A 26,232-nucleotide genomic window follows, 5' to 3' on the forward strand; every position below is an offset into this window, starting at 1 on the left:
ATCAAAAGGCCGCCAAAAGCGGCCTTTATGCTATAATAAATCATTCCGCGGGGTGGAGCAGCCCGGTAGCTCGTCAGGCTCATAACCTGAAGGCCGCAGGTTCAAATCCTGCCCCCGCAACCAATTCTAGTCACACAATATAAAAAGGGCTCCGTGACAACGCGGAGCCCTTTTTTGCGTTTCTGGACCGCGGAAATTACGATATTCCGCCAGACCGCAATGACCTTGCCCCGTTGAAATAATCCATTTTGAAGTAAGCTCTGGCCCATTGAGAGGACCAGGGAATGAAGCGCAATCGTTTTACAGACGAACAGATCATCGGCATTCTGAAGGAGCACGAGGCTGGCACGCCGGTCTCGGAGCTTTGCCGCAAGCACGGCGTCAGCGATGCCAGCATCTATAAGTGGAAAGCCAAGTTCGGCGGCATGGACGTATCCGAAGCCAAGCGATTGAAGACGCTGGAAGACGAGAACACGAAGCTGAAACGGCTCCTGGCAGATGCGATGCTGGACAATGCGGCTTTGAAAGACCTTTTGGGAAAGAAGTGGTGACGCCCGCAGCAAGGCGAAAAGCTGTCGCGCGTCTGATGGATCACCACCAGATGAGCGAACGGCGGGCGTGTAAAGCCATCGGCTTTTGCCGGATGACGATCCGTTACGAAACCAGACGCAGCGATGACTATGATCTTCGCGAGCGGATGAAGGCGCTGGCGCATGAACGTCGCCGCTTTGGATATCGATGCCTTCATGTGCTGCTCAGGCGTGAGGGTCACCTTGTGAACCACAAGCGGCTCTTCCGGCTCTATCGGGAAGAGAAACTGACGGTGCGCAAGCGCGACGGTCGGAAACGAGCGATAGGCACACGAGCACCGATGCTGATCCCGCTTGCCGCCAACGATCGCTGGTCATTGGACTTCGTGTCGGATCAGCTCACCGATGGTCGCAGGTTCCGGGTGCTTACGGTGGTCGACGATTGCACCAGGGAGTGCTTGGCTCTCGTCGCCGATACGTCGCTTTCCGGTCTGCGGGTTGCCCGTGAGCTGGACCGGATCATCGAGGGACGAGGCAAGCCGAAGATGATCGTCAGCGACAATGGTAGCGAGTTCACCAGCAACGCGATCTTGCAATGGACGGATCGGACCAAGGTGGAATGGCACTACATCGCACCGGGCAAGCCGATCCAGAACGCCTTCATCGAAAGCTTCAATGGGCGGCTGCGGGACGAGTTCCTGAATGAGACTCTCTTCTCGTCGCTGGCTCATGCTCGATCAGCGCTTTCAAACTGGCGCTACGATTACAACGATCACCGCCCACACTCTGGCCTCGGCTGGCTGACCCCCGCCGAGTTCGCTCAGACAATCAACCCGCGACGTGATGCGGTGCTGCGCAGCCGAAATGGCTCCGCACCGCACCCCGCCGCTACCGCCCCGAATACAGCAACCCAAAACCGCTGGAGCGAACTCAAAACTGGATAAAACTTGGGGGCAAGGTCACGTCAAATCGCAATGGTCGCCAAATCTCCAACCTCTCAATGCCTGAGATTATACAAAGGCTGGATTTGCAGGATCGCAGGATAGACCGCTCTCGACGAAAGACCGAGACCCGGAAGAACAGCGCGGACGTGATCGTCCTGTGCCTTGCCAAGAGGGGTAGTCCGGCGCTGTCGGGCGCTAATCTACCGTGCGACTCCCGCCGAGAACGCGGATTTGATGAGTGTTTCGGTATATTCCGCCGTCGGCCTGTTGAATATGTCGTCCGTTTCTCCCTCCTCCACAATCTTCCCGTTTCTCATGACGATGACGTAATCCGAAATGGCTTTGACGACAGAAAGGTCGTGGCTGATGAAGATGTAAGAAAGGCCGTGCGTTTTTTGCAAATCGCGCAGCAGGTCGATAACCTGGCCCTGAACGGATCGGTCCAGCGCCGATGTAGGTTCGTCGAGAATGACGACATCAGGCTTAAGGATGATCGCGCGGGCAATTGCGATACGCTGACGTTGTCCGCCTGAAAACTCGTGAGGGTAACGGTTGCGGGCGGCGGGATCGAGACCGACTTCTTTCAGCGCTTCGATTGCGCGTTTGTCACGCTCCGCCCGGCTGAGTTGCTGCTCATGCACGAACAGACCTTCGGTGATTATTTCTCCGACCGTCTGTCTGGGCGAGAGAGAGCCATAGGGATCCTGGAACACCAGCTGCAGATGCCGTCGCAAAGGCCGCATGGCCTTTCGGTCGAGGCCGCTGATTTCCGTCGCGCCGAAGAAAATGCGGCCATTTGCATGGGCAAGACGCAAAAGCGCGCGACCGAGCGTGGACTTGCCCGATCCCGATTCACCGACGATGCCGATGGTCTGTCCCTGGTGAAGGCTGAGATTGACGTCATCGACGGCCCGAAACCTGCTGGGCTTCGACAGGAAGCCGCCGGGGATTTTATAATCGACTGTCACGTTCTGGCCGGAAAGAACGATCGGCGCCTCTTTACCGACTGCAGGCTTGTGCCCGCTGGGTTCTGCGTCAAGAAGCATCCTGGTGTATTCCGCCTGCGGACGATCGAAGATATCCTCCGTCGTGCCGGTCTCGACAATCTCGCCGCGGCGCATGACGGCGACGCGATCGGCAAAGTGGCGGACAACGCCGAGATCATGCGTGATCAGGACGATGGCCATGCCGAAGCGTTGCTGCAACGACTTCAGAAGGTCGAGAATCTGCGCCTGGATCGTTACATCGAGCGCAGTCGTCGGCTCATCTGCAATCAGAATGTCCGGTTCATTCGCGAGAGCCATGGCAATCATGACGCGCTGGCGCTGGCCGCCGGAGAGTTCGTGTGGGTAGCTGTCTATGCGCCGCTCCGGATCAGGAATTCCCACGAGCTTCAGGAGTTCGAGAACGCGTGCACGCGCTTGTCTTTTGCTGCCACCTTTGTGGTGGATGATCGGTTCGGCGATTTGCGCGCCTATCCTGTAGAGGGGATCGAGCGAGGTCATCGGCTCCTGGAAAATCATGGTGATTTTCGCGCCGCGGATGTCGTTCAGTTTGCTGACCGGCAGACCGATCAGCTCGCGCCCGCGATATTTTGCCGAGCCCTCAATAACGCCGTTGGATGCAAGCAGCCCCATGATGCCCATCATGGTCTGGCTTTTGCCGGAACCGGATTCGCCGACAACGGCGAGCGTTTCCCCCGGTTTGACGTCAAGATCGATGCCTTTAACGGCATTCACCGTGCCATCAGGCGTGGTGAAATCGACCTTGAGATTGCGGACGGTGAGGATGGTTTCAGATGTCTTGGTCATATCAACGATCCTTGGGATCGAGCGCATCACGCAACCCATCGCCCACGAAATTGAGCGAAAACAGGGTCAGCACGAAGAAGATCGCCGGAAATATCAGGAGCCATGGTGCCGATTGGATATTGTTGGCACCTTCGGAAATCAGCGCGCCCCAGCTCGTCAACGGCGCCTGCACGCCAAGACCGAGGAAGGAGAGGAAGCTTTCCAGAAGAATGACCTTGGGCACGACAACGGTGACGAAGACGACGACGGGCCCGATGGTATTGGGAATGATGTGGCGGCGGATGATCTGCCAGTCGCTCAAACCCAGGGCTTGGGCAGCACTCACGAATTCCCGCCGTTTCAAGGCAAGCGTCTGGCCACGCACGATACGTGCCATATCCAGCCATTCCACGGCACCGATGACCAGGAAGATCAGGATAAAGCTGCGGCCGAAAAAGACCACCAGAACGACCACCAGAAAGACGAAGGGCAGCGAATAGAGGATTTCGACGAAACGCATCATCACATTGTCGACACGCCCCCCGATATACCCCGCAGTCGCGCCGTAAACGACGCCGATCCCAAGCGAAACGAGACTGGCGAGAACGCCGACGGTGATCGAGATCTGCCCACCCAGCATCACGCGAGCCAGCATGTCGCGACCGTTCGAATCCGTACCGAAGAAGAAGTATTCGCGGTTTACCTCGCCTTCCAGCTTCAGCGTCCGGCCTTCATCTTCGGTGGCGACGACCTTCGTATTTTCGAATTCGTTGGCGCGGTCGAAATAACGTGTCGCGCGCGGGTCGATCGGGCTACTGGAGGTGATGGTTGCCGTGAAGGTCTGCCCCTCCACGGAAAATTCCTTCAGTTCCACGCGCGCGCGGCCTGCGACGCCCTCCATCACGCCCTGAAGGTTGTTCACATCCGGGCGTGGCTCAAGGCTTGGCGCCACGGAGACATAGGACGAAAACACCTGATCATAGGTGTGCGTAAGGAAATTCGGACCGATAAATGAGAAAAGCGTAATCAGCACGAGCATGATGGAGCCAGCCATGGCCGCCTTGTTTCGTTTGAAACGCAGGGCTGCCAGCTGGAACAGGCTTCGGCTTTTCACCGATGGTTGAGGGGCAATATTGCCGGAGATATCAGTCATGTCTGACCCTCGGATCGAGCAGGCCGTAGAGAATATCGACCACGAGATTGAACACGATGACAAAAATGGCGACGAGAACGACGGTTCCCATCACCAGCGTATAGTCACGATTGATGGCGCCAAGAACGAAATAGCGGCCGACGCCGGGGATCGTGAAGATCGTCTCGACGACCGCCGAACCGGTGAGCAGGGCTGCGGCACAGGGCGCGAGATAGGAAACGACCGGCAGCATCGCCGCGCGCATGGCGTGGAACACCACCACGCTGCGCGCTGGAAGACCATAAGCCTTGGCGGTGCGGATATGGTCCATCCGCAGAGCCTCGATCATGGCACCGCGCGTCAGGCGCGCGATAACCGCAAGCTGCGGCAAAGCGAGCGCGATCATTGGAAGAATGAGATATCGCAGCGATCCGTCGCCCCAGCTGCCTGCCGGCAGAAGCCCGAGCATGACAGCGAAGATCAGCGTCAGAACCGGTGCGACAACGAAGTTCGGCACGGTGACGCCGACTGTCGAAATCGACATGATCGAGAAATCGAAGGCGCTGTTCTGCTTGAGCGCGGCGAAGGTGCCGGCAAGAACGCCGCCCACCAGCGCCAATAGAAGAGCATAGCTGCCGAGTTCCAGCGAATAGGGCAGGCCCTTGCCGATCAACTGGGCGACGGTGTTGTCCTTGTAGATGTAGCTCGGACCGAAATCGCCGGTGACGGCATTGCCGAGATAGATGAGATACTGGCGCCACAATGGTTCATCCAGATGATAGGTTCTCATCAGGTTTTCCATCGTCTGCGGCGGCAGGGGGCGTTCAAGATTGAACGGACCGCCCGGTGCGAAACGCATCAGGAAAAACGAAATCGTGACGACGATAAACAACGTCGGCACGGCGCTCGCCAAACGGCGCAGAATAAACGAGATCATGGTTTTTCGGGCTCCGGCATGGCACGGTGGTTTCGGCCACCGTGCCAGTGCTGCTTATTCGGAAACGCTCAGAAAGCGGCTGAGGTGTTCGTTGGCAGCATTATCTTCCCAACCCTTGACGCGGTTGGAAACCAGCCAGAGATCGGCCTGCGTCAGAAGCGGAGCAACCGGCTGTTCCTTCATGAGGATCGTTTCTGCCTCATGCAGCAGCTTGGAGCGCGCTGCCGGATCCTTTTCGTCATAGGATTTCTTCATCAACGCATCATATTCGGCGTTGTTGAACTTGGCGTAATTGAAGGTCTTGTTGGAGGATATGGAAAGCGCGAGGAAGTTTTCCGCATCCGCATAGTCGGCAACCCAGCCAGCACGCGCGACATTGAATTTGCCGCCTTCCTGCAGGTAGCCATAGTGCGAGGCGACGTCGAGGTTCACCAGCGACACCTTTGCGCCAAAGGTGTTCTTCCACATATCTGCAATAGCGGTGGCAACACGCTCATGGTTCGGGTTGGTGTTGTAGCGGATTTCGACGGAAAGAGGTTTGCCGCCCTCACCGTAGCCGGCTTCCTTCATGAGTTTTAGGGCTTCGTCTTCGCGATCAAGCTGGGACAGCGTCGCAAAGTCGGCCTTGGCTGGCTCGCCGTAGGAAGCCATACCAGGGGGAACCATCGAGTAGGCCGGAACCTGAGAGCCGCTGTAGATTTCCTTGGCGAGGAAATCGCGGTCCACCGCCATCGACAGGGCTCGGCGGACCCGGACGTCGTTATAGGGCGCTTCGCGGGTATCGAAGGTGTAGTAATAGGTCGCAAGCGTCGGCGAAACGTGAACCTGTTCACCATAGGCCTTGCGCAGACGGTCGATCTGATCTGCGGAAAAATTGTAGGCGAGGTCCATTTCCTTCGCTTCGAAACGGCGAACGGATGCGGCCTGGTCATCCACCGGGTAGAAGATGACCTTATCGATCTTGGTGTTTGCTGCGTCCCAGAAACTGGTGTTCTTGACGACCGTCAGGCTGTCATTCGGGACATGCGCTTCGAGCTTGTATGCACCGTTCGAGACCATGACACCAGGCTTTACGAAGTTCGTGCCGTTCTTTTCGTAGCTCGCCTTTGAGATGGGCAGAGCCGCCTGATGGGCAAGCAGTTCAACGAAGAAGGGTGTCGGGCGCTCGAGTGTGATCTCAAGGGTCTTGTCATCCACCGCCTTCACGCCGAGCTGCTCAACCGGCGTTTCGCCCTTGTTGATCTTTTCGGCGTTCTTGATCGGGTAGAGAATATTCGCGTATTTTGCGGCGGTCTTCGGGTCCTCGACGCGCTGGTAGGAGAAAACGAAATCTCCAGCCGTTACCGGAGTACCATCTGACCACTTCGCATCCGCGCGCAGCTTGAACGTGTAGACTGTGCCATCCTCAGACAGCGTCCAGCTTTCCGCCGTACCGGGAATGATCTTGCCGGCAGCATCGTAAATGGTGAGACCTTCATAAAGGTCTTTCAGGATAAAGGCTTCGATGTTGATCGAGGTTTGTGCCTGATCGAGCGTCTGTGGTTCCCCAGCATTACCACGGTGCAGAACTGTTTCTGCAAGTGCGGAACTGGCACCGATCAGAAGCGATCCTACCAGCAGAGTGACGCGCGCTGTTGTTGTTATCGACATTGTTTTCTTTCCCCGTGAATATTTTAAGTCCACAAACAAGGCCAAATTGCTTCAAAGCGCAACCACAATAACGCAACCACAATAAATTGTGAGTTCTGGCGAAACCTCGCGTTTCACTTGGGTTGACGTACCCAGCCTCCCGAGCTTGACCCGAGAGTTTCTTGTAGAAAACTTTGGTGGGAACTCATCCGGCGGCAGGCTGTCGCGAAGCGAAGATGCCGGCCTTCGGGGGCCGAACGGTTCGCGCCGCGACCTTGCCGATGCATTATCCCTTTATCCCGCTCGCAGCGATACTGGAGATGAACAGCCTCTGCAGGCAGAGATAAAAGATCAGCACCGGCAGCGTGATGATGGTGAGATAAGCCATCACCTCACCCCAGGGTGTGTTGAGCTGGAAGAAATATTGCAGCCCCACCATCACCGGCCTGTAGGCCTCGGACTGGGTGACGAGAAGCGGCCATAGATATTGCTGGCTGTACATGACGAGAAACTTCAGGATCGCAGCCGTTGCGATGACCGGGCCGCTGAGCGGCATCACCACCTGCGCGTAAATCCGCAGCCAGCCGGCCCCGTCGATGCGCGCCGCCTCCAGCAACTCCTTCGGCAAATCCTTGAAATATTGTACGAAGAGGAAAATCGTCAGCCCGTCTGCGATCCATGGAATGATCTGCACATGCCAGGAATTGAGCCATCCCCAGGTGAACCCATTGCTGCCGATCCATGGCAGATTGTTGACTTCCAGCAGCAGCGGCACGGCAATGGTTTCAAAGGGAATGATGAGGGTGGCGAGGATGACCGAGAAGAGCACATCCTTTCCACGCCAGTTCAAAAAGGTGAAGGCGAAGGCGGCAAGCGAGCCAAGCAGCAGGGCGAGAAAGACGGTAACGCCCGTTACCAGCACCGAGTTGAATATGAAGGTCGCAATCGGCGCTCGGGCAAAAGCCGCAGTGTAGTTTTCGAGCGAAAGGTCTCCCACCGGCAGGAAGGCTCGTATCGACGTGGCATCACTGAGCAGCTGGTCGTTCGGTTTCAGTGACGAGAAGCCCATGAACAGCAGGGGCAAAATGAAGATCGCCGCGAAAGCCAGCATGAGTACATAGTTGCCGATGAGAAAAGCGAGGCTTTTGCGTTGTCCGGCCTGCATCATTGCTTCTCCCTTGTCAGGTATCGCTGGGTGAGCGATATGCACAGGACAAGCAGGAACAGGACGACCGAGATTGCCGAACCTGCCGCGATGTCCTGCTGTCGGTATCCCCGCTCAACCGCCTGATAGACGATGCTCTGCGTCGAATCGCGGGGTCCGCCCTTGGTCATCACATCGATCTGCGCAAAAAGGGCAAAAGCCTGCATGGTAATGACGATGATAATCAGCACGGCCGTGTTGCGCAGCAGCGGCCAGGTTATCATGCTGAACTTCTGCCAGCGGCTCGCTCCTTCGATATCAGCCGCCTCGTAAAGATCCGGAGAGATTGTTTGCAGGCCGGAAAGCCATATGACCATGTGGAAACCGACGCCCTGCCAGACTGACATCACCAGAATGGCCCACAGGGCGGTATCGGTTCTGCCCAGCCAGTCGACTGGCTGGAACAGCCCGAAGCTCATGTAACTCAAAAGGCTGTTCAGAAGACCGTTATCCGCCGCATAGATAAACCGCCAGAGCAGGGCCACCACCACCACCGACAGCACCACAGGCATGAAGTAGATCGCACGGAAAATCGTGACGCCGGGAATCTTCTGGTTCACCAACAGGGCAAGAAACAACGCAAGTGCTGCCTGAACCGGCGCAACGACCGCCACGAAGGAAAGCGTATTGACGAGTGCTGTCAAAAACACAACGTCGCGCGCCAGAATGACGATCTGGTTCTCGCCCCAGGTGAAGCTCTTATATTCCCGCATCCCTTCCAGATGGGGATAGTCGGGATTGTTGCGGGTGAAATTGCGAATTCGCGGATAGGAGATGGCGCCATCCGCACCCTGCTTGAGGCTCCCATCCGCCTCCCTTTCCGGCTCGAGCGTGAGCACGCCGATACCCAGCAGCCGGGTGTAGTTTTCAACGCCGACAAACTCGGTGGGATTGGGAGATGTCAGCCGCTGGTTGGTGAAGGAAAAACCGAGCCCCAGCAGAAAGGGCGTGATCAGGAACAGCCCGATCAGCACCATGGCCGGTCCAGCCATGAACCAGCCCGTGAAACCGTCCCGGGTCAGTTTCCCCTTTGAGGAAAAGAGCGCCATCGATCACATGCCCCTATTTGGGTTGGTAACCGGAATTACGCTCTATGTTGTTGTTTATCTCGTCGGTTGCATTGTCCAGCGTATCGGCCACATCCGCGCCATTGGCAATGTCGGACACGGCCTTGGAAAAGACCGGCGAGATGAAGGCGTAAGCTGGCGTCACCGGACGCAATGTTCCCTGACGCTTGGAGAGCTCGAAGAAAACCTCGAGCTGGCCGCCCTGCTTGTAATTTTCCGTCATCTGGGCCGCTGAAGACGTGGCCGGGATCAGGCCGATCGCATCGGAGAACTGCGCGAGATATTTGTCCTGTATGGCGAATTCGATGAAGGCGGATGCGCCTTCCGGATGTTTGCTGGTGGCCGACACGCCAAACTGCCAGGATCCCGCACCGATCTTCGGACCGTTCCCGAAATCAGGGGCCGGCAGGAACAGCAGATCGTTCCCATATTTCTCCAGAGCCTTCACCGCCACCCAGTTGCCCATCCATTGCAGGGCGTGGCGACCTTCCAGAAATCCGGTTTCATGGTCGGCAGGCGACTGCGAAGTTCCGGGCGCGAGCTTCTTCTGGAACAGGGATTGCCACCACTCCCCGAACTTGATGGCACTGTCTCCGTTAAGGACGTTCTCGGCGGTTTGATAATTTTCCTTGTCGATCAAACTGCCGCCGAAGCTTTCCAGAAACGGGCTGAAGGCATAGCTGTACCATTCGGTTTTATCGGCCATGCCGAGGTCGATCGCATAGTCGAACTTGCCGCTGGCCGCGAGCTTTTCGAGCGCTGCATTAAATTCTTCGCCGCTCCATGGCTGGTCCAGCGTTGGAATGCGAATGCCATTTTCATCGAGAACAGATTTGCGGGCAAAGACCGCGACGGCTGCGTCCCACAGGCCGACTGAATAGAGCTTGTCTCCCCACTTCCCGACGGCGCCCGGCAGGAAATTGGCAAGCTTTGCCTCATCGATCTGCAGTGGCTGCAGATAACCGGACCACGCCCAGTTTGGCATGTTCGGGCCGTCGACATCCAGAATGTCAGGCAGCTTGTTGGAGAGCGCAGCGGCGGTGACGGACTCATTATATGCGCTCTGGGGAAATTCCTGAAGCGAGACCCGCCAGTCTGACTGAGACGAATTGAAGTCTTCGATAATGCCCGCCAGGATCTTGCGTTCTTCAACATTGCCCGCACCATGATACCACATCGTCAGGTCGGTTTGTGCCAATGCGGCAGTGGAAAAAAGCATCGACAGGGCAGTGGCTGCTCCGGCAAAAATGGCTTTGGTGGTCATAGATGGTCCTCCTCCTGAAGAAGGGTAACTTCACCATCTACAGATTGTTCCGCAGAAAATTCGCATTCGGACAACAGTGTCCTATTGCGAAAGCCTCGTTACGGCGGCTGCAAGTTCCGCTCCATCTCCGCCGTTGCGGCAATCTTTTGCAGCATACGCTTGGGGACGTTCGATCCGTTGACCGGCCCCGAGCGTATGCTGTCTGCCTTTGAAGCAGTGATTCCTGGCGGCCTCGGCCCGATCCGGGGAACGCCGGCCGGCGTCGTCGTTCTCGGTATCTCCCAGGCGGCTGGCAATAGGTGGCTCCAATGGCTTGTTTCGCTGCAAACCGAGTCGTAATCGGCTGCGAAAGGTTCCAGGAACCTTACGACTAAACCCGGTTAGCGATCACACAACGCCGTTGATAGAGCCAGATAAGACCTAGTCCCTTTTTTGTTCAATCGAAACCGTTGCAGTCCGGCCCGCTATCAGTTGCACGCCATCAGGGATCTCGTCGATCGATATCCGCACCGGAATCCTCTGGGCCAGACGAACCCATGAGAATGTTGGTGCCACACTTGCGAGAGCACCTGCGGAATCGCTGCGCTCCCGATCCTCGATGCCGGCCGCGATGCTTGCGACGTGCCCGATCACAGGTTCAGGCTCACCCATGATGTCGATCCTCACCCGATTGTTGACGTGGAGCCGGGGAAGCTTTGTCTCTTCGAAATATCCTGCGACATAGATGGATTCTCTTTCTACCAGCACCCCGATGGCATTACCCGAAGAGACATAGTTTCCGCGGCGCAGAGAGAAGTTCGTGACGACCCCAGTTGCGGGCGCTTTCACGGTTGTCCGCTCCAGGTTGAGCGCGGCGAGATCCCGGGTGGCAAGCGCAGATTGATATGAAGCGTCTGCCTGATGCATCTGGCTTTCCGCCTGCTGCTGCTGCTTCAGGCTGGCAGCCTCTTTCGAGGCGAGCAACTGATATCGTTCGAAATCGGCTCTTGCCAGTTCCGCGGAAGCCCTGGCGCTCCGCACCTGAGCTTCCGCGTCACGCAGTGCAAGCTCGAAACGAAGTGTTTCGATACGAAATAGCGTTGCGCCTTTCTCCACCCACTCGTTGTCCGACACCAGAACTTCCGTGACGGGGCCGGAGACATCGGGAGCCAACCTGACAATGTCGGCACGGACATGAGCGTCGCGGGTCCATGGCGCTTCCATGTAAAACGACCATAGGTGCATGCTCAGCACCGCAGCACAAGCGACCATAGACAGGGTCAAAAGAACCTGACCCGAAATATGTGTGACATTCTTCATCTTTGAAACCAGCTCATAGCAATTGAAAACACGCCGAGAAGGGTGACGTAGAGTGCGACGTTGAACAGCGAACGATGCCATACCAGCCGATAGAACCCGATCTTGGAGAGAGCCGATGCAAGAGCGCGGAGGACGCCGTAGGTGAACAGGGCGAGCGCCGCGAACGATGGCAGGAAGGCGCCATAGAGATCGAATTGTCCGGTCATGCCGCCATCTCGCTTGCAGGTGGCGTCGAGAAGCCCGGCGGATCAGCGTCCGGCGCAAGGCAAACACGAAGGGCGACGACCTGCACCAGAAGCTCCCGTTCCGCAGCCGCCGTGAGAGTGCCCGGAGCGGAAAGAACAAGCTCGTCCAAAACCGCAAGGGCATTTTCCAATGACTCACGGCGTCTGGTGGACTTCAGGTCGTATAGCCCTTCCACTGCCTTGAAGACGGCTTCCATTTTACAACGAACTGGCTCGGACGCTTCATCCGCAAGCCGCTGCATCTCCGCCACATGAAGGCCTGTGCGCAAATCCCGAATAAGATCGGCATTCGCGGCATCGGAAGTCGATGGGAGTTTTGCCGCTCGCGAAGCAAACAGACCGGCGATATCGATGACGTGATGATGCGTGACATGAGCGTCTGCATGTCTGCCGGCGGCGATTTTCGCAACGTGCCTCTGCGTAACGGAAAAAAGCCTTCTAGCGTTCGTCTCCGCCCTTACGGACCGGAAGATACCGCAGACTATAATCGTCCAGACCATGGCAAGTACGGTGGCAATCCCCGTGTTCGAGAATGTGATGAAGTCACTGCTCTGGTGTGACTGGAGTGTGAGGAGAAGGGGAAAATTTATGCACAATCCCATGCCGACGAGTGCCAGCGACGGCACCGCGAGACTTATTCCCGCCGGGATCAGGAATAGCCCAAGTGCCGCGACGAGCGGCACGAAACCGTCGATCGCCGGAAGGATCGCGAAACCGTAGACGAATGCTGCGATGACAGAGCCAATCGTTACGCGGACAAACTTGCGCATCGCCGGAACCGGATCATCCATTGTGGCAAGGAGGCAGCAAGTGACCCCTGATATCTGCGCAAACGTCATTCCATCTGGCCAGCCGCTTGCGATCCAGAAGAAGATCGATGTCGCCAGGCAGATCGCCACTGAAAGCGCCGACAGCGAAGCCATTCCGATGTCGCGATGCTGGGCTGGCATTGTCTCGGGCGCCGTGAAGCGGCGGGTCGCTCTCGCCGTATTCTCTTCTTCCAGAGATTCTCGAAGAGTGCGGCACTCGTCGGATATCCGAAGAATATTCACGAGATTCCGCGAAGCGTTGGCGAGGAGAAGATTTTCCCAGGAATGAAGCGTATCGGACGGAGCAAGCGCATCGATCTCGACTTTCAGGCGTTCTGGGGTATTCGTCGAACGAGAAGCCACCCGTGCAATCACAACCAGAGCCCATTGCGCGCCGGAGGTATTCAGCCTGGTCAATGAGCGCCGCAAATCTTCGAGTTCAGCCAGTAATGGAAGCAAGGACACCATTCGGTGCTGCAGCGATCGGGTCAACGAAACAGCACGTCGATATCTGGAGCCGTCATATTGAAGATGCGTCGTAAACGAGCGCATTTCCACAGCATCCGCCGCGAGACCTTGTCGCTCCATCCTGCTCTGGATTTCGCTTACCTCTCCGACTGCCGTCGTGGCGAGGAGCGTTCGCGTCTTTGCCATCCATGCGTCGATCCGACCGACGAGAACGTTGCCCACATGGGCAGGAAAGACGACATGGCTGACGATCGAGGCGCACGTGATGGCAAGACCGATCTCCTCAATGCGCGATACGACCGTATCAAACGTGTTTGCGGGAGCCGTGACCAGCGGCAAACCCGCAAGAAGCACCGTATATCCGGCCAGTAGCGGAACATAGCTTCGGGGCGTGCGGTCGAGAAGACTGATGAAGGTGCATACCGAGACCCAGGCAATGATCGCGGCAGAAAGCAGTATAGGCTCGTTTGCGAGGGTGGGAACCATGAGGATCGTCGCGCCGCCGCCGATGAGAGTTCCGAGCAGTCGATAGACTGACTTGGAGGAGATCGCGCCCGAAAGCGGATGAGCGACGATGTAGACCGTAGCTACCGCCCAAAACGGTCGAGGCAGATCGAAGCTGATGGCGATGAAATAAACCAGCATTGCCGCTGCGAACGTCTTCAAGGAAAAAATGACGTTGGCGGTGGTGACGACCGGGCGGGTGCTCACGCCTCATCTCCCGGCCGGGAGCTTCCGGTGGGGAGGTCTCGCTGGTTGTCGGCATCGGTGAGAGCGTAGATTGCCGGTGAAACATAGCAGAAGGGCGGTGCCGCCAGGCAGGCATTCATATAGGCTTCAGCCGGGTCGGCACACGAAACAGTCGAGGTGGCTTTGGGCCGGCGGGCAAGGAACGTGTGGATTTTCAAGAGGAAGGTGCGTGTAAGCTTCCTCAAAAAGGTTATGCGCGTGGACCCGACCCGCTTGCGCGGTGCGGGCAGGATGCAAAGTCTGCGAGAGCACCTGTGAGGCAATCGAATTTCAGTCCGTACTATATCGGACCACCAGTGAGGGTCGTTCTTTTGAATTGCCATCGTCATTCTCCGAAATCTTTTCGGATGATCCTATCGACAAGGCAGTCGGAGGAATTTAGATATCCTCTCAAATGATCACTAAATCCAACCAGCCTCCGATGTCTCTTTCCGCAGCTCTCTTCGACCATGAGCTCGAAGAGTCCACGGCGCGAGCGCATGCCTTCAGGATCGACGTATCGCAAAACGAGCGCGAAGCTCCCGAGCACCAACATCGCAAGGGCCAACTCGTCATGGCTTTGCGAGGCGGGATCACCTGTCGCGTTCCAAGCGGGATGTGGATGGTGCCGCCTCATTGTGGTGTCTGGGTTCGAGGGGGGATGCCGCATAGCAATGTCGCGACCGCCAATGCTCGTCTGTTCTTCCTGTTCATTGAGCCGGGCGCCGCCGACCTTCCGGACCGGTGCTGCACGCTTTCCCTATCCCCGCTTGTCAGGGAACTTATCATCGAGATGGCTGACCAGTCCGAAGTCGCGATGGTGGATGCCGAACTCTTCACCACACTGCTTCTATCGGCCTTGTCGCGTATGCCCATAGAGGATCTGCATCTGCCGATAACCGATGAACCTCGGCTTGCTCGGATCGCGTCGGCACTGGTCGGCGATCCTTCTGACCGAAGCACGATAGCGCGATGGGCGACACGAGTGGCGTTAAGCGAAAATTCCCTCGCCCGTCTCGTTCAACGGGAGACCGGCCTGACTTTCGGGCGTTGGCGGCAGCAGTTACAGTTGATCATCGCGCTGCGAAGTCTTGCAGCGGGGGCAACAGTGCAGCAGGTTTCGGGCGACCTTGGGTATGAGTCCGTATCTGCCTTCATAACGATGTTCAAGAAAGCGCTCGGTACATCTCCGGCCAGGTATCTCAAGACCTTCGACCAATAATCATAAAGGGAATGCTGTCACTAAAGCGCAGGTGGGGCTTGAACAAGTTTTGATGGAGAGTCGCCTGTCAGCTCTATTCGGCCTATTCTGACTGAGCCCTCAATCTGCCTGTTCAAGAGCCTTCGGACTCAATCCTGACGGCCCTGTTTCCCCGGCCAGGCCGTCAGCGCGACGTCGACCAGAGCCTTCAATCTTGCCGTACATGCGCCATCACATGCCTGCGCAGACATGCCCTGAATGATGGCGCCATAAAAGCGCGCGAGGGTATCCGTGTCCGTTTGCTCGGGCAGTTCGCCTTCGCTGACGGCGCGGTCGAACCGCGTCTTGAGAATCTGCATTGCCGCCTCGCGCCACGCTGCCGCTGTGCGGGCGACAGAGGCGTTTTCTTCCGAATGCTGGAGAACGGCGGTAGACACGATGCATCCGCGCGGCTTGTCCGGCTGGGTGTCTCCTTCGGCAATGTCGTAGAGATAAGTGGCGAGCGCCTCGTAGGCCGGTATTTTCGCCTGCAGCATTTCGGAACGGCGTTGGCTTTGCTGCGCGATGCTATGATCGAGCGCCAGCCGGAATAATTCTTCCTTTGAACCGAAGGTCGCGTAGAGGGACGGCGGGGTGATGCCCATCGCATGGGTAAGGTCCGCTATCGAGGTTCCCTCATAGCCGCGTTCCCAGAACAGCCGGGCTGCGACATCGAGCCCTGCATTCCGATCGAGCAGACGCGGTCTGCCGCGTTTTCGCGTTGTTTCAGTCATTATTATATCGATCACTATAAAAACATTGACAGACTATGATTGGCTTTTATTATATCGATCGCTAGTTAAATCGCAACGGAGTGATCCATGTCCCGAAAACTATCAAACAAAGTCGCCCTCATAACGGGCAGTTCACGCGGTATTGGCCGCGCCGCCGCCCTGGCGTTTGCGAAAGAAGGTGCAGGTCTTATCGGCGTCCATTACGGCGCAAATCTCGATGCCGCACAGGCAACGATCCGCGAGATCGAGGCCCTCGGTTCGAAGGCTGTCGCGCTCAATGCCGATCTGCGGGCAGGGAAAGCAGCGACCGACAGCTTGTGGGAGCAGTTTAAGGAAGCCGCGATCGCTTTCACCGGCGCGCCATCGCTTGATATTCTCGTCAACAATGCGGGCATTGCCCCGGCGACACCGTTGAAAGAAACAACGGAGGCCGCGTTCGACGAGTTGATGACGATCAACTTCAAGGCGCCATTCTTCCTTATTCAGGCTGTCGCTGATCATCTCCGCGACAATGGCCGGATCATCAATGTTTCGACCGGTTTCACGCGCATTGCGGCGCCGACGCATCCGGCCTATGCGGCATCCAAGGGTGCGCTTGAGACATTGACACTGGCACTCGCCCCGGAATTCGGCCGGCGCGGAATTACGGTCAATTCGGTTCTGCCGGGTGTTACTGAAACCGACATGAACGCCGAATGGCTGGCAGCGCCGGAGGCCCGTGCCGGTGCCGAGGCCCTGTCCGTCTTTTCACGTATCGGTCGCGCCGACGATATTGCTGACGTCATCACATTCCTTGCCTCGGATGATGCCCGCTGGACGACTGGACAGATGATCGATGCGACAGGCGGTGCGCGGATTTGATCCCGCGAGCGTAGACTTGGATGACGGGTGTCGGGCGGTTTCGCTCGACGCCCGGATGAGGTGGTGGGGCGGCTGTAGTCCTCCTCCTAGGGCAGGTTTCGTATATCCGGGGCCGCGCCGCTGACTTTGTCGGCCTGCCTCATCTGGTTGCCGGCGTTATCCGTGCTTGCGCGCCCACCGCAGGTTCTGGGTTTGCCCGCCATAACCATAGGCGTCGCCATCAACAGCGTGAACCAGGACATAGCTCGCCTCGTGCACGGGGCCTACCAGCGCGTTCATCCCGTCATAGACCCGCCGGACCCATTCGGTCGTTTCATCCTTTATGTTGGTGTGCTCGGTAATCGAAACCTCGACATAGAAGCTTCCGATCTTCTGGTCGGCGACACTCGATCCGGCAATGATCCAGTCCTCGGGATCGGCACTCTCGACGAGAACCGCGGTGACGGCCGGGTCCTTGTGCAGGATTTCCGCCGTGAGGCGAGAGAGCAGCGCCGCGACTTCCAGCTTTGGGTCGCTTCCGTTTTGGGGTTTGGTGTAACGCGCTTTGATCATGGGCATGGTCTTGTCTCCTTGTTGCCGAGACACCTTGCGCAAATTTCTTCATAATGAGAAGATGAGGATAGATATTCCATACATAGTGATTTCATATGATTGATCTTGAGAGCGTTCGCCTGTTCATTTTTTCCGTCGAGCTCGGCAGCCTGACAAAGGCGGCCGAGGCGGCGGGAACCGTGCAACCGGTCGTCAGCCAAAAATTGAAGTTGCTGGAGCAGCGTGTCGGCAGGCGGCTGATCGACCGTTCGCCGCGTCATCTGCGGCTCACGGAGGATGGTGAGGGGTTTCTGCCGAAGGCGCGCGAGTTGCTCGCCAAACACGAGGAAGCACTGACCTTCAATCATGAATCACCGCTGCACTTCAGCCTGGCTGCGAGTGACCATGCGATCGGGGGCCGCCTTTCGACGGCCATAAGAGCGGTGCGTGCGGCACTTCCTGCCAATGCGGTGATTGAAGTGAATGTAGGCTTTTCCCGGCACGTGAAGGAAAATTTCGCGTCCGGACAGGCGGACGCCGTCATTTTCAGGCGCAACGGCGGTGGCTCTGACGGCGAAATCCTGCGTACTGACAAGCTGGGATGGCGGGCCGCTCCAGACTGGCGGCCACGCGCGAACAGCGCCATCCCGCTGGTGTCGCTGGGAACCGGGTGTGGAGTCCGGGAAATTGCGGTGTCGGAGCTTAGAAGAGCCGGCGTGGATTGGCGCGATGCGTTCACCGCCGGAAGCTGCTCGGCGCTCCATGAAGGAATTCTTGCGGGAGCGGGTGTCGCGCCGCTCGGCGATATTAGCGCCCGTGGCCTGCCCGACAGGGGTGCGGAACTCGGGCTGCCTTCGTTGCCGCCTTCCGATATCGTTCTTCTTTCCCGTGCAAGAACGCCGGCACACGCATCGGCGATCAGGGCGCTGGCCGCAGCCGTATCGGGCACCGGCGATTAGGTGAAGGGGCGGGCGTGCTTTAGTTTCCGGCTGCTGTTCGCAGCCCACGGTCAAGTGCGAAGCGCCTTCCTGATATCAAAACCATTCGGGAGGCACGCTTTACGCTATCAATGGGGATCATCCCTTTGTGGATAACGTATAGTGACGTCAGCTCGCATTGCTCAAATCCATGTAAGCGGGTTCAAACTCGTGGCCATCGGGATCGGCGAAGGTGCGGAGATACATGAAACCCAGATCCTGCGGCTCTCGAACATCCGCCTGTCCGCCCGCTTTTGCCGCGGCGTCAACCATGGCATCCACCTCTTCGCGGCTGTCGCGCGAAAGAGCAATCAGCATGCCGTTTGTTTTGTGAGCATCGGCGATCGGTTTGGCGGTGAAGGTCTTGTAATAGTCATGCCGCAGTAGCTGGAATGTAATCGTGTCCGACCACACCATCGAACTTGCGTCTTCGTTGGAGAACTCCTCGTTCTTCACACAGCCGATTGCCCCGTAGAAGGCGGTTGAAACAGCCAGGTCTTTGACCGGCAGGTTCAGGAAAATCATTCTGGCCATTGTCTTTCTCCTCATGTTGGAACGGAATTACAGGAAGGTCTGCTGGAAGGTCTCACTCGGATGGATGCAGATGATCTCCAGCCGGTCCGTACCGATATTTTCGAAGCGATGGGGGATATTGGCAGGCCCGACGACGATGTCTCCCGACGAGCCCCGCGCCCTCTGATCGCCGATTGTGAACTCGGCCTCGCCTTTGCGCACCACCCAGGTTTCGGCATAGGGGTGAACATGCAGATCAGGGCCGCGACCCGGATCGGCATTGACGAGAAAGATGGATACGGCGCTTCCGTATTCGTATCCTTCATAACGCACTGTCCGGCTCTCGCCGGGCTTCGGCTCGTGATGACGGCGTATGGAAAACATCTGGTCTCCTCCCTGAGACAAAACTATCTTCGCGAGAAGATATATGTGCGATTTATCTTCCTGTCAAGATATCTATCTTCTCGCAAAGATATATTCACGGAGCAGGCAAAGCCGTATATGGTTTTCAGAGTGGTAATGGGGTGATGAGATGAAGCAGGCGATGCCGGACACGACGGCGGATCGGACGATTGAAACTGACAGGGAAGATCATGTGGATCGTCTCCGTGGCCAGTGGGCGCGGGAACTGCCTGATATCGATACCGAGCCGATGGCTATCTTCGGGCGCGCCAAACGGCTCAGCAACCTTCTGGCACCGTCAATAGAAGAGACATTCGCCGGCTTTGGTCTCGATCGCGGCGAGTTCGATGTTATTGCCACATTGCGCCGGTCGGGACCGCCCTACCAGCTGACGCCGACGGAGATGTACACGACGCTGATGCTCTCTTCAGGCGGCCTGACGCACAGGCTCGACCGGTTGGAAAAGGCCGGCCTCATCGAGCGCAGAAAATCGAAGCTTGATGGGCGCAGCGTCGTTGTGTGCCTTATGCCGGCCGGCATCGAGCTGGCGGAAAAGGCGTTTCGCCGGGACATGAGAAGCGAACTGAATTTCCTGCAGGGCCTCACTCCGGACGAGCGCGAGAACCTCGCGGCGCTGCTGAAAAAACTGGTGCTGGATATCGAGGCCCGGGTGTAGCTTCTGGTGCAAATCAGAGGCTGTTACCGCGCACCTACGGTTTGCGCCGCCACCAGCCGGGATGTCGTAGAAGGTATTTTCTAAAGAGATCATTGTGTTTTCCAGGTCTCGAGCAGCATCCTCACAAATTTTTCGGCGGCTGGGGAAAGAGCACTGCTTCGCCTTTGCACGATGCCGATCGTACGGGAGACCACCGGGTTGACGATCGGCCGGGTGATGAGGAATGGATGATCGTCCTGCGGCGTTGCCAGCCGCGGCAGGACTGAAATCCCAAGACCGGCTTCGACGAGACCGAGCGATGTGTTGAGATGCGTGACCTCATAAAACCAGTTCAATTTCAGATTGTGCCGTGCAAGCGCGCTGTCCAGAAGCGTCCTGTTGCCGCTTGAACGATCCACGACGACCAGCGGATAGGCCTCCAGCTGGTCCCACTCGATCGTTTCGAACGCTGCCAGAGGGTGGTCTTTTCGCATTGCCAGCACGAAGGGGTCATCGATGAGTGGCTCGAATGAAAGCTCGGGATCGGAATTGCCCATCAGGTTGATGCCGAATTCCACCTCGCCTCTGGCGACCGCCTGCAGACCCTCATTGGCTGTCAGATCCCTGATCCGCAGCCTTATGTGGGGATATTGCTGGCTGAAGGTCTTGATAACGGTCGGAAGAAAGTAAAAAGCGGCAGTGGGGACGCAGGCCATCGTAATAAGCCCGCGCCTTTGCGCGCCGTCCTTCATGGCAAAAAGCGATCCGTCAAATTCCTCGAGCATACGCCGGACGAGCGGCATGACTTCCTGCCCCATGGCGGTAGGCGCGACGTGGCGCGTCGTTCTTTCCAGAAGTGGCGCCCCGATGGCCTGCTCCAGTTTCTGGATGCGGCGGGTGAGCGCCGGTTGCGAGATGTGCAGCGCCTCGGCGGCCCTGTGGAAACTGGCGAGTTCAACCACCGCTTGAAATGCCCGCAGATCCAGAATTTCACAATTGATGCTCATAACGCAATAAAACTCCAAAACATTGCATTTAACAGATTAGACTCTTTTGCTCATATTGCAACAACACGGCGTATTGATCCGCCAAATGCAATATTGAGGCAACCCATGAACGATCTGCTGAAGATACCCTGTGTGCTGATGCGCGGTGGAACGTCGCGTGGACCGTTCTTTCTTGCATCCGATCTTCCGCGTGATCGAGCAGACCGGGACGCGGCCCTTCTTTCCATCATGGGGTCGGGCCATCCGTTGCAGATCGACGGCATTGGCGGGGGCAATCCGGTCACGTCCAAAGTTGCGATTATCGGACCTTCCACGGTCAGGGGCGCCGACATAGATTATCTGTTCGCACAGGTTCGGACCGACAGGCAGTATGTCGACTATTCGCCAAACTGCGGAAACATGCTGGCCGCCGTCGGCCCCTTCGCCATCGAAGCGGGGCTTGTCGAAGCGCAGGGCAACGATACTCTTGTGAGAATTCATAACGTGAATACCGGCAAGCTGATCGAGGCGAAGGTCCCGACACGCGGCCGCGAGGTTATTTATCTCGGCGACGCCTCGATCGACGGTGTTCCGGGCCTGGCGGCGCCCATCGCATTGACATTCATGGATGCAGCAGGTGCGAAAACCGGCAAGCTGCTGCCCACCGGAAAGCCGGTTGACGTGATCGATGGGGTCAACGTGACGGCCATAGACTGCGCCATTCCGATGGTTCTCATCCGCGCAGCAGATCTCGGCATGACGGGTTACGAGGATCCGCAAACCCTGAGCGCCAACAAAGACCTTATTGAACGGATGACGCGCATCCGCATTGAGGCTGGAAAGTTGATGGGAATGGGTGATGTAAAAGACATGGTCATTCCGAAACCGGTGCTCGTTGCGCCCGCCCGTAAAGGTGGCACTCTCTCGGTACGGTATTTCATGCCTAACGAGTGTCATCCCGCACTGGCGACGACCGGTGCTGTTGGCATCGCAACGGCGGCTGTCACCAAAGGCTCCGTCGCATATGATGTGGCCGGAGGCCTTTCGGTGCCCACCCAGATCCGCATCGAACATCCCGCCGGCTGCCTCGACGTGCAGTTGGAAATGCGAAACGGCGCAATAACGGCCGGACTTGTAAGGACGGCGCGCAGGCTTTTCGAAGGCTTTGCCTTCGCCAAACCAACCGCTGCGATTGAAGACGCAGCCTAGACGCGGCCATAGTGGCGCAAAATATAGTCAAACCGGGAGGAGACCCTTATGCGTAAATATCTGCTTGCAACCGCCGCGCTCTGTGCGCTGGCGGCATCCGCCAATGCCGAATCCGTCAGAATGAGCGTTGGCTCGTACAACCTCAACAACCTGCCTTTCCCCGTGGCCGCCAGTCTAGGCTTCTACAAGGAGGAAGGCCTTGATGTAACGACCGAGAACTTTGCCCAGGGTGGCTCGAAGGTGCTTCAGGCACTGGTTGCCGGTTCCACCGACGTTGCCGTGGGTTTCTACGATCATACGATCCAGATGCAGTCGCAGAACAAGCACGTGGTCGGCTTCGTGCAGCTCGCCCGTAACTCGGGTCTGGTTCTCGCCGGCAAGAGCGACACCGATTTCGATCCGGCCAAGCCCGAGACGATCAAGGGCAAGAAGGTCGGCATCACGTCGCCCGGCTCCTCTTCGGACTTCTTCATTCGCTACTACATGAAGCAGCATAATCTCAGCGACAACGACATTTCCATCATCGGTGTCGGTTCGGGCGCTGCGGCCGTTGCAGCCCTGCAGCAGGGCAAGATCGATCTGCTCGTCAATTACGACCCTGCCGCGACCATCGTCGTGGAGCGCGGGCTCGGCAAGATCCTCATCGATGCCCGTAGTGATCAGGGCGCCAAGGATGTCTACGGCGGCATCTATCCGACATCAGTTCTTTACGCGACGCAGGATTATATCAACGCCAATCCCGAAGTGATCCAGAAGGTCACCAATGCAACGGTTCGGGCTCTGCACTGGATGAAGCAGCATTCTGCGGAAGAAATCGTCGCAAAGCTTCCCGATGATTTCGTGTCCGGCGACAAGCAGACTTACATCAAGGCAGTTGAAGCGGCCAAGGCGATCTTCTCCGAAGATGGCAAGTTTGAGCCTGCCGATCTCGAAACGCCGCTGGCCGTCCTGAAAAGTTTCAACGATGCGGTCGCAAAGGCGACGATCGATCTCAACACCACCTACACCAACAAGTTCGTCGAGGCCGCGGCCTCGAAGGCCGCAAACTGAGAGGCCGCCATGTCTTCGCCAGCCAGAAAGCTAGAACCCGTGACGGAACTCAAACCCCAGCCGATGGTGGCAATCGACGACGTGACCATGGCGTTCGGTTCGTTTGTTGCCGTGCAAAACGTAAATCTCAAGGTCGGCGATGGCGAGTTTCTCTCCATCGTTGGGCCGACGGGATGCGGAAAGTCCACCATTCTCAACGCCATCGCGGGCCTGTTGAAGCCAGCGCAGGGCAAGGTTTCCATCGACGGTTCGCTCGTCAAGGGCGTACAGAACAACATCGGATATCTGTTCCAGCAGGACGCGCTTCTTCCCTGGAAGACCGCGTTTCAGAATGTCGAGCTTGGCTTGATGTTCCGCGGCGTTCCCGAAAATGAGCGGCGCGCCAAGGTTCAGGCCTGGCTTGAAAAGGTTGGCCTGAAGGGTTTCGGAGACCGTTTTCCGCACCAGCTCTCCGGTGGACAGCGCAAACGCGTGCAGATGGCGCAGGCGCTCATTACCGAGCCGAAGGTCATCCTGATGGATGAACCCTTCTCCGCATTGGATATTCATACCCGCCACCTCATGCAGAATGAATTGCTGCGCCTGTGGCAGGAGGATCGCCGTGCGGTGGTGATGATCACCCATGATCTGGAAGAGGCGATTGCGCTCGGAGACCGGGTTGTCGTTCTCGCTGCAGGCCCGAAAAGCAGAGTCATCGAGAGTTTCCCTGTCGATCTTGAACGGCCCCGCAACGTTGCGGAAATCAAACTCGATCCAAAATTCATGACGCTCTATCGCGATATATGGGCGTCCCTGCGTGGCGAAGTGGAGAAAAGCTATGCAAGCCGTTAATGTTCGTATCATCCAGATCGTTCTTCTGGTCGTGCTTTTGGGCGGGTGGCAGCTCGGTGTCACCTCGGGCGCCATCGACCGCTTCTTCTTTCCCGCGCCCTATGACATCGTCAAACAGGTGATTGACTGGGTTGCCGATGCCGGTTTTTACAAGCATGTCGGCATCACGCTGAGCGAAACGGTGCTTGGCTATATCATCGGAACAGGTCTCGGCGTCGGCGCCGGCGTCTGGCTGGGCCTCAGCCCCTTCGTCGCCCGCGTGCTTGATCCGTTCATCAAGGCCGTGAACGCCATTCCGCGTGTCGTTCTGGCCCCGATCTTCGTGCTCTGGCTCGGTCTTGGCCTGTGGTCGAAGGTTGCGCTTGCGGTTACGCTCGTCTTCTTCGTCACGTTCTTCAACGCGATGCAGGGCGTGCGCGAGGTGAACCCGGTCGTGCTTTCCAATACCCGCATTCTTGGTGCGAAGCGCTCGGATCTGCTGCGTCATGTCTATTTCCCGGCGGCGGCGAGCTGGATCTTATCGTCGCTGCGCACTTCCGTCGGATTTGCGGTGGTCGGCGCAATCATCGGCGAATATCTGGGAGCTTCCGCTGGCCTCGGTTACCTGATCGCCCGCTCGGAAGGAAACTTCGATGCGGTCGGCGTTTTTGCGGGCATCATCATCCTCGCGGTCTTTGTTCTTGTTATTGACCTCATTCTGGATTTTGCGGAGAAGAGGTTGATTACCTGGCGACCGAATGCAGGCGAGGAGCGGCCTGCGTAAGCGGACTGAAACAGGAATATTCCGTCGGGGCGGTCGTTGATCGCCCCTTTTAAATGCCTGAGCCTTGCACGCAAAATAGGGCGTTCAAATCCTTCCATCCGCTAGACCAATTGCGATGCTGGACATCTATTGCGCCGATTTCGACACCGCCTTCATGCCGCCGGACTCGGGCTGCCTCGAACTCGCCGGCTCCATCGATCTTGATGCGCACCGTTTGCTTGCGGCCCTGTTCGACAAGGGCCGGCAGGCTTGCGCGGACCTCAGCTACTTCGACGACGCGCTGCTTGAACCCGCGCAGGTCGCGATATTGCTGAACATCCTCCTGATAAACGAATATGTTCTGAAAGGTAACGCGTGAAGGCAGATGGCGAGCTCTCTTCTGGCTTGCCTTTGGCGAGATGCTCCTATTGGCCGGAGGCTTTACGCTGCTTTTGCTTGTGCTGCTGGTGCCTTCGCGGCTTCTAAGCTTCCCGATCGCAGGTGCATGTGTGCTGGCCAGCCTGCCTCTCTCGACGTATAACTCCACCGATTCCGTCGTATGAACGAAGCTAGGGATACCCATGTTCGAGAGGTGTGTTTGGCATAATGAGCCGCAGCAATGGTCGCTCGATAACCAGGTCCTCCACGTCACCACTGATAAAGGCTCCGATTTCTGGCGTGAGACCTATTATGGCTTTACGCGCGATAGCGGGCACTTCTTCGGAATGGAATGGCAGGGGGATTTCACCGCTTCATTGCGGATCCATGGACGTTATGAGGAACTGTACGATCAGGCAGGGATCATGGTCCGGATTGATGAGTCACACTGGATCAAGGCGGGTATCGAATTGTCGGACGGTGTTGCCTGCATCGGCAATGTGCTGACTCTGGGTCGCTCGGACTGGTCCACAACTGCCTACGCAGGCGACGCGTCTGATCTGTATCTGCGCGTCACCGTTGCGGATGGCGTGCTGCGCGTTCAAACATCCGCTGATGGAATCCGCTGGCCTCTTCTAAAACTTTGCCCGTTTCCAAAATCGCAATTTTATCAGGTCGGGCCCATGTGCTGCACACCGGAGCGCGAGGGCCTGGAGGTCAGGTTTTCCGAGTTCCGTGTTGGACCTCCGCTCGGCAAAGCCCTTCATGACCTGACGTGAGAAATATCCGAAAAATCATCCGTTGCGGGGCAGAGCCACCGCGATGTCGGTCAGCCTTGCGGCGTCGGTTTCCGGCATAGCCGCAGAGGCCGCCGCTACACGTGAAAATGATGCCTGAACGGGTTTGCGGTGCAGCGGATTGTCAGCAATTGCATAGTCCGGGTAACACTTCATTTAGTGATTTTGTGAAATCTAAAATACGCAGGTTCCAAGGTTTCATCGGCGGAGCCGGTAGAACAAGTGAAGCCTCCTCGACCTGCCTGGCGGCGGTTCGAAAATGGCGCTCGCTTGTCGCCC

At 57.4% G+C, this 26,232-nt stretch carries 26 protein-coding genes and 1 tRNA gene; 12 read left to right on the plus strand and 15 right to left on the minus strand.

From position 1 onward, the window contains the following. Positions 1–46 precede the first annotated feature (46 nt). Positions 47–123, plus strand: a tRNA-Met gene (locus ASB65_RS09010). A gap of 161 nt (positions 124–284) precedes the next feature. Further along, positions 285–1,474, plus strand: a protein-coding gene (locus ASB65_RS09020; protein ID WP_139786529.1) for an IS3 family transposase whose coding sequence is annotated in 2 segments (ribosomal slippage) — positions 285–534 and positions 534–1,474 — 1,191 coding nt in all. Because the reading frame shifts where the segments join, the coding sequence is not laid out codon by codon here. 200 nt (positions 1,475–1,674) lie between these two features. Here the strand turns inward: ASB65_RS09020 and ASB65_RS09025 are convergent. The 10 genes from ASB65_RS09025 to ASB65_RS09075 all read right to left on the minus strand — a co-directional run bounded on the left by ASB65_RS09025 (position 1,675) and on the right by ASB65_RS09075 (position 14,029). Next, positions 1,675–3,285 (minus strand): ABC transporter ATP-binding protein, encoded by a 1,611-nt coding sequence (locus tag ASB65_RS09025; RefSeq protein WP_003510222.1) that lies wholly within the window; start codon positions 3,283–3,285, stop codon positions 1,675–1,677. Position 3,286: 1 nt separating this feature from the next. Further along, complete coding sequence (locus tag ASB65_RS09030) at positions 3,287–4,417, minus strand: ABC transporter permease (protein ID WP_003510220.1); 1,131 nt, start codon at positions 4,415–4,417, stop codon at positions 3,287–3,289. Then, entirely contained in the window at positions 4,410–5,333 is a 924-nt protein-coding gene (oppB, locus tag ASB65_RS09035; RefSeq protein WP_003510218.1) for an oligopeptide ABC transporter permease OppB, read from the minus strand. Before oppB ends, ASB65_RS09030 begins: the two co-directional genes overlap by 8 nt. 54 nt (positions 5,334–5,387) lie before the next feature. Beyond that, complete coding sequence (locus ASB65_RS09040) at positions 5,388–6,983, minus strand: peptide ABC transporter substrate-binding protein (protein WP_060723736.1); 1,596 nt, start codon at positions 6,981–6,983, stop codon at positions 5,388–5,390. 265 nt (positions 6,984–7,248) lie between these two features. Next, positions 7,249–8,127, minus strand: a complete 879-nt coding sequence (locus tag ASB65_RS09045; RefSeq protein ID WP_003510216.1) for a carbohydrate ABC transporter permease — start codon at positions 8,125–8,127, stop codon at positions 7,249–7,251. Then, the gene (locus ASB65_RS09050) at positions 8,127–9,215 is read right to left on the minus strand and encodes a carbohydrate ABC transporter permease (protein ID WP_060723737.1); all 1,089 of its coding nucleotides are present in this window, start codon (positions 9,213–9,215) and stop codon (positions 8,127–8,129) included. The genes ASB65_RS09045 and ASB65_RS09050 overlap by 1 nt, the downstream gene beginning before the upstream one ends. A 13-nt stretch (positions 9,216–9,228) precedes the next feature. Continuing rightward, positions 9,229–10,497 carry a sugar ABC transporter substrate-binding protein gene (locus ASB65_RS09055; RefSeq protein WP_060723738.1) on the minus strand — a complete coding sequence of 423 codons (1,269 nt, stop codon included), beginning with the start codon at positions 10,495–10,497 and terminating at the stop codon, positions 9,229–9,231. A gap of 420 nt (positions 10,498–10,917) precedes the next feature. Beyond that, the gene (locus ASB65_RS09065) at positions 10,918–11,796 is read right to left on the minus strand and encodes an HlyD family secretion protein (RefSeq protein ID WP_060723740.1); all 879 of its coding nucleotides are present in this window, start codon (positions 11,794–11,796) and stop codon (positions 10,918–10,920) included. Next, positions 11,793–12,002: a DUF1656 domain-containing protein gene (locus tag ASB65_RS09070; protein WP_060723741.1), complete on the minus strand. Its 210-nt coding sequence runs from the start codon at positions 12,000–12,002 to the stop codon at positions 11,793–11,795. The genes ASB65_RS09065 and ASB65_RS09070 overlap by 4 nt, the downstream gene beginning before the upstream one ends. Beyond that, the gene (locus ASB65_RS09075; protein ID WP_060723742.1) at positions 11,999–14,029 is read right to left on the minus strand and encodes an FUSC family protein; all 2,031 of its coding nucleotides are present in this window, start codon (positions 14,027–14,029) and stop codon (positions 11,999–12,001) included. The genes ASB65_RS09070 and ASB65_RS09075 overlap by 4 nt, the downstream gene beginning before the upstream one ends. Positions 14,030–14,462: 433 nt before the next feature. On the opposite strand from ASB65_RS09075, the gene ASB65_RS09085 reads away from it, so the two are divergent. Further along, complete coding sequence (locus tag ASB65_RS09085; RefSeq protein ID WP_060723744.1) at positions 14,463–15,269, plus strand: AraC family transcriptional regulator; 807 nt, start codon at positions 14,463–14,465, stop codon at positions 15,267–15,269. Positions 15,270–15,397: 128 nt separating this feature from the next. Here the strand turns inward: ASB65_RS09085 and ASB65_RS09090 are convergent, their stop codons facing one another. After that, positions 15,398–16,021 (minus strand): TetR/AcrR family transcriptional regulator, encoded by a 624-nt coding sequence (locus ASB65_RS09090; RefSeq protein WP_060723745.1) that lies wholly within the window; start codon positions 16,019–16,021, stop codon positions 15,398–15,400. Between the two features lie 87 nt (positions 16,022–16,108). On the opposite strand from ASB65_RS09090, the gene ASB65_RS09095 reads away from it, so the two are divergent. Next, positions 16,109–16,882: an SDR family NAD(P)-dependent oxidoreductase gene (locus ASB65_RS09095; protein ID WP_060723746.1), complete on the plus strand. Its 774-nt coding sequence runs from the start codon at positions 16,109–16,111 to the stop codon at positions 16,880–16,882. Positions 16,883–17,038: 156 nt separating this feature from the next. Here the strand turns inward: ASB65_RS09095 and ASB65_RS09100 are convergent, their stop codons facing one another. Next, complete coding sequence (locus tag ASB65_RS09100) at positions 17,039–17,440, minus strand: tautomerase family protein (RefSeq protein WP_060723747.1); 402 nt, start codon at positions 17,438–17,440, stop codon at positions 17,039–17,041. Between the two features lie 89 nt (positions 17,441–17,529). On the opposite strand from ASB65_RS09100, the gene ASB65_RS09105 reads away from it, so the two are divergent. Further along, the gene (locus tag ASB65_RS09105; protein ID WP_060723748.1) at positions 17,530–18,372 is read left to right on the plus strand and encodes a LysR family transcriptional regulator; all 843 of its coding nucleotides are present in this window, start codon (positions 17,530–17,532) and stop codon (positions 18,370–18,372) included. Between the two features lie 147 nt (positions 18,373–18,519). On the opposite strand, the gene ASB65_RS09110 is transcribed toward ASB65_RS09105, so the two are convergent. Continuing rightward, a complete protein-coding gene (locus ASB65_RS09110) occupies positions 18,520–18,924 on the minus strand; it encodes a VOC family protein (RefSeq protein WP_060723749.1) in 405 nt (134 codons plus the stop codon). A gap of 27 nt (positions 18,925–18,951) precedes the next feature. After that, a complete protein-coding gene (locus ASB65_RS09115; RefSeq protein ID WP_060723750.1) occupies positions 18,952–19,287 on the minus strand; it encodes a cupin domain-containing protein in 336 nt (111 codons plus the stop codon). A 148-nt stretch (positions 19,288–19,435) separates the two neighbouring features. On the opposite strand from ASB65_RS09115, the gene ASB65_RS09120 reads away from it, so the two are divergent. Then, positions 19,436–19,981, plus strand: a complete 546-nt coding sequence (locus ASB65_RS09120; RefSeq protein WP_060723751.1) for a MarR family winged helix-turn-helix transcriptional regulator — start codon at positions 19,436–19,438, stop codon at positions 19,979–19,981. Between the two features lie 89 nt (positions 19,982–20,070). Here the strand turns inward: ASB65_RS09120 and ASB65_RS09125 are convergent, their stop codons facing one another. After that, on the minus strand, positions 20,071–20,967 hold the full coding sequence (locus ASB65_RS09125; RefSeq protein ID WP_003510199.1) for a LysR family transcriptional regulator: 897 nt from the start codon (positions 20,965–20,967) through the stop codon (positions 20,071–20,073). Positions 20,968–21,072: 105 nt separating this feature from the next. On the opposite strand from ASB65_RS09125, the gene ASB65_RS09130 reads away from it, so the two are divergent. From ASB65_RS09130 to ASB65_RS09155, 6 genes are all read left to right on the plus strand, one after another. Continuing rightward, positions 21,073–22,155, plus strand: a complete 1,083-nt coding sequence (locus ASB65_RS09130; RefSeq protein WP_003510198.1) for a 4-oxalomesaconate tautomerase — start codon at positions 21,073–21,075, stop codon at positions 22,153–22,155. A gap of 48 nt (positions 22,156–22,203) precedes the next feature. Further along, a complete protein-coding gene (locus ASB65_RS09135; RefSeq protein WP_060723752.1) occupies positions 22,204–23,205 on the plus strand; it encodes an ABC transporter substrate-binding protein in 1,002 nt (333 codons plus the stop codon). Between the two features lie 63 nt (positions 23,206–23,268). Next, the gene (locus tag ASB65_RS09140; RefSeq protein WP_003510194.1) at positions 23,269–24,036 is read left to right on the plus strand and encodes an ABC transporter ATP-binding protein; all 768 of its coding nucleotides are present in this window, start codon (positions 23,269–23,271) and stop codon (positions 24,034–24,036) included. After that, positions 24,023–24,799, plus strand: a complete 777-nt coding sequence (locus ASB65_RS09145) for an ABC transporter permease (RefSeq protein ID WP_060723753.1) — start codon at positions 24,023–24,025, stop codon at positions 24,797–24,799. The genes ASB65_RS09140 and ASB65_RS09145 overlap by 14 nt, the downstream gene beginning before the upstream one ends. Before the next feature lie 115 nt (positions 24,800–24,914). Then, entirely contained in the window at positions 24,915–25,157 is a 243-nt protein-coding gene (locus tag ASB65_RS09150; protein ID WP_003510191.1) for a hypothetical protein, read from the plus strand. 202 nt (positions 25,158–25,359) lie between these two features. Further along, positions 25,360–25,935, plus strand: coding sequence for a DUF1349 domain-containing protein (locus tag ASB65_RS09155; RefSeq protein WP_060723754.1), 576 nt, complete (start codon positions 25,360–25,362; stop codon positions 25,933–25,935). The last annotated feature ends 297 nt before the right edge of the window (positions 25,936–26,232 follow it).

The organism is Agrobacterium tumefaciens str. B6, assembly GCF_001541315.1.
In the GTDB taxonomy this organism is placed as follows: domain Bacteria; phylum Pseudomonadota; class Alphaproteobacteria; order Rhizobiales; family Rhizobiaceae; genus Agrobacterium; species Agrobacterium radiobacter.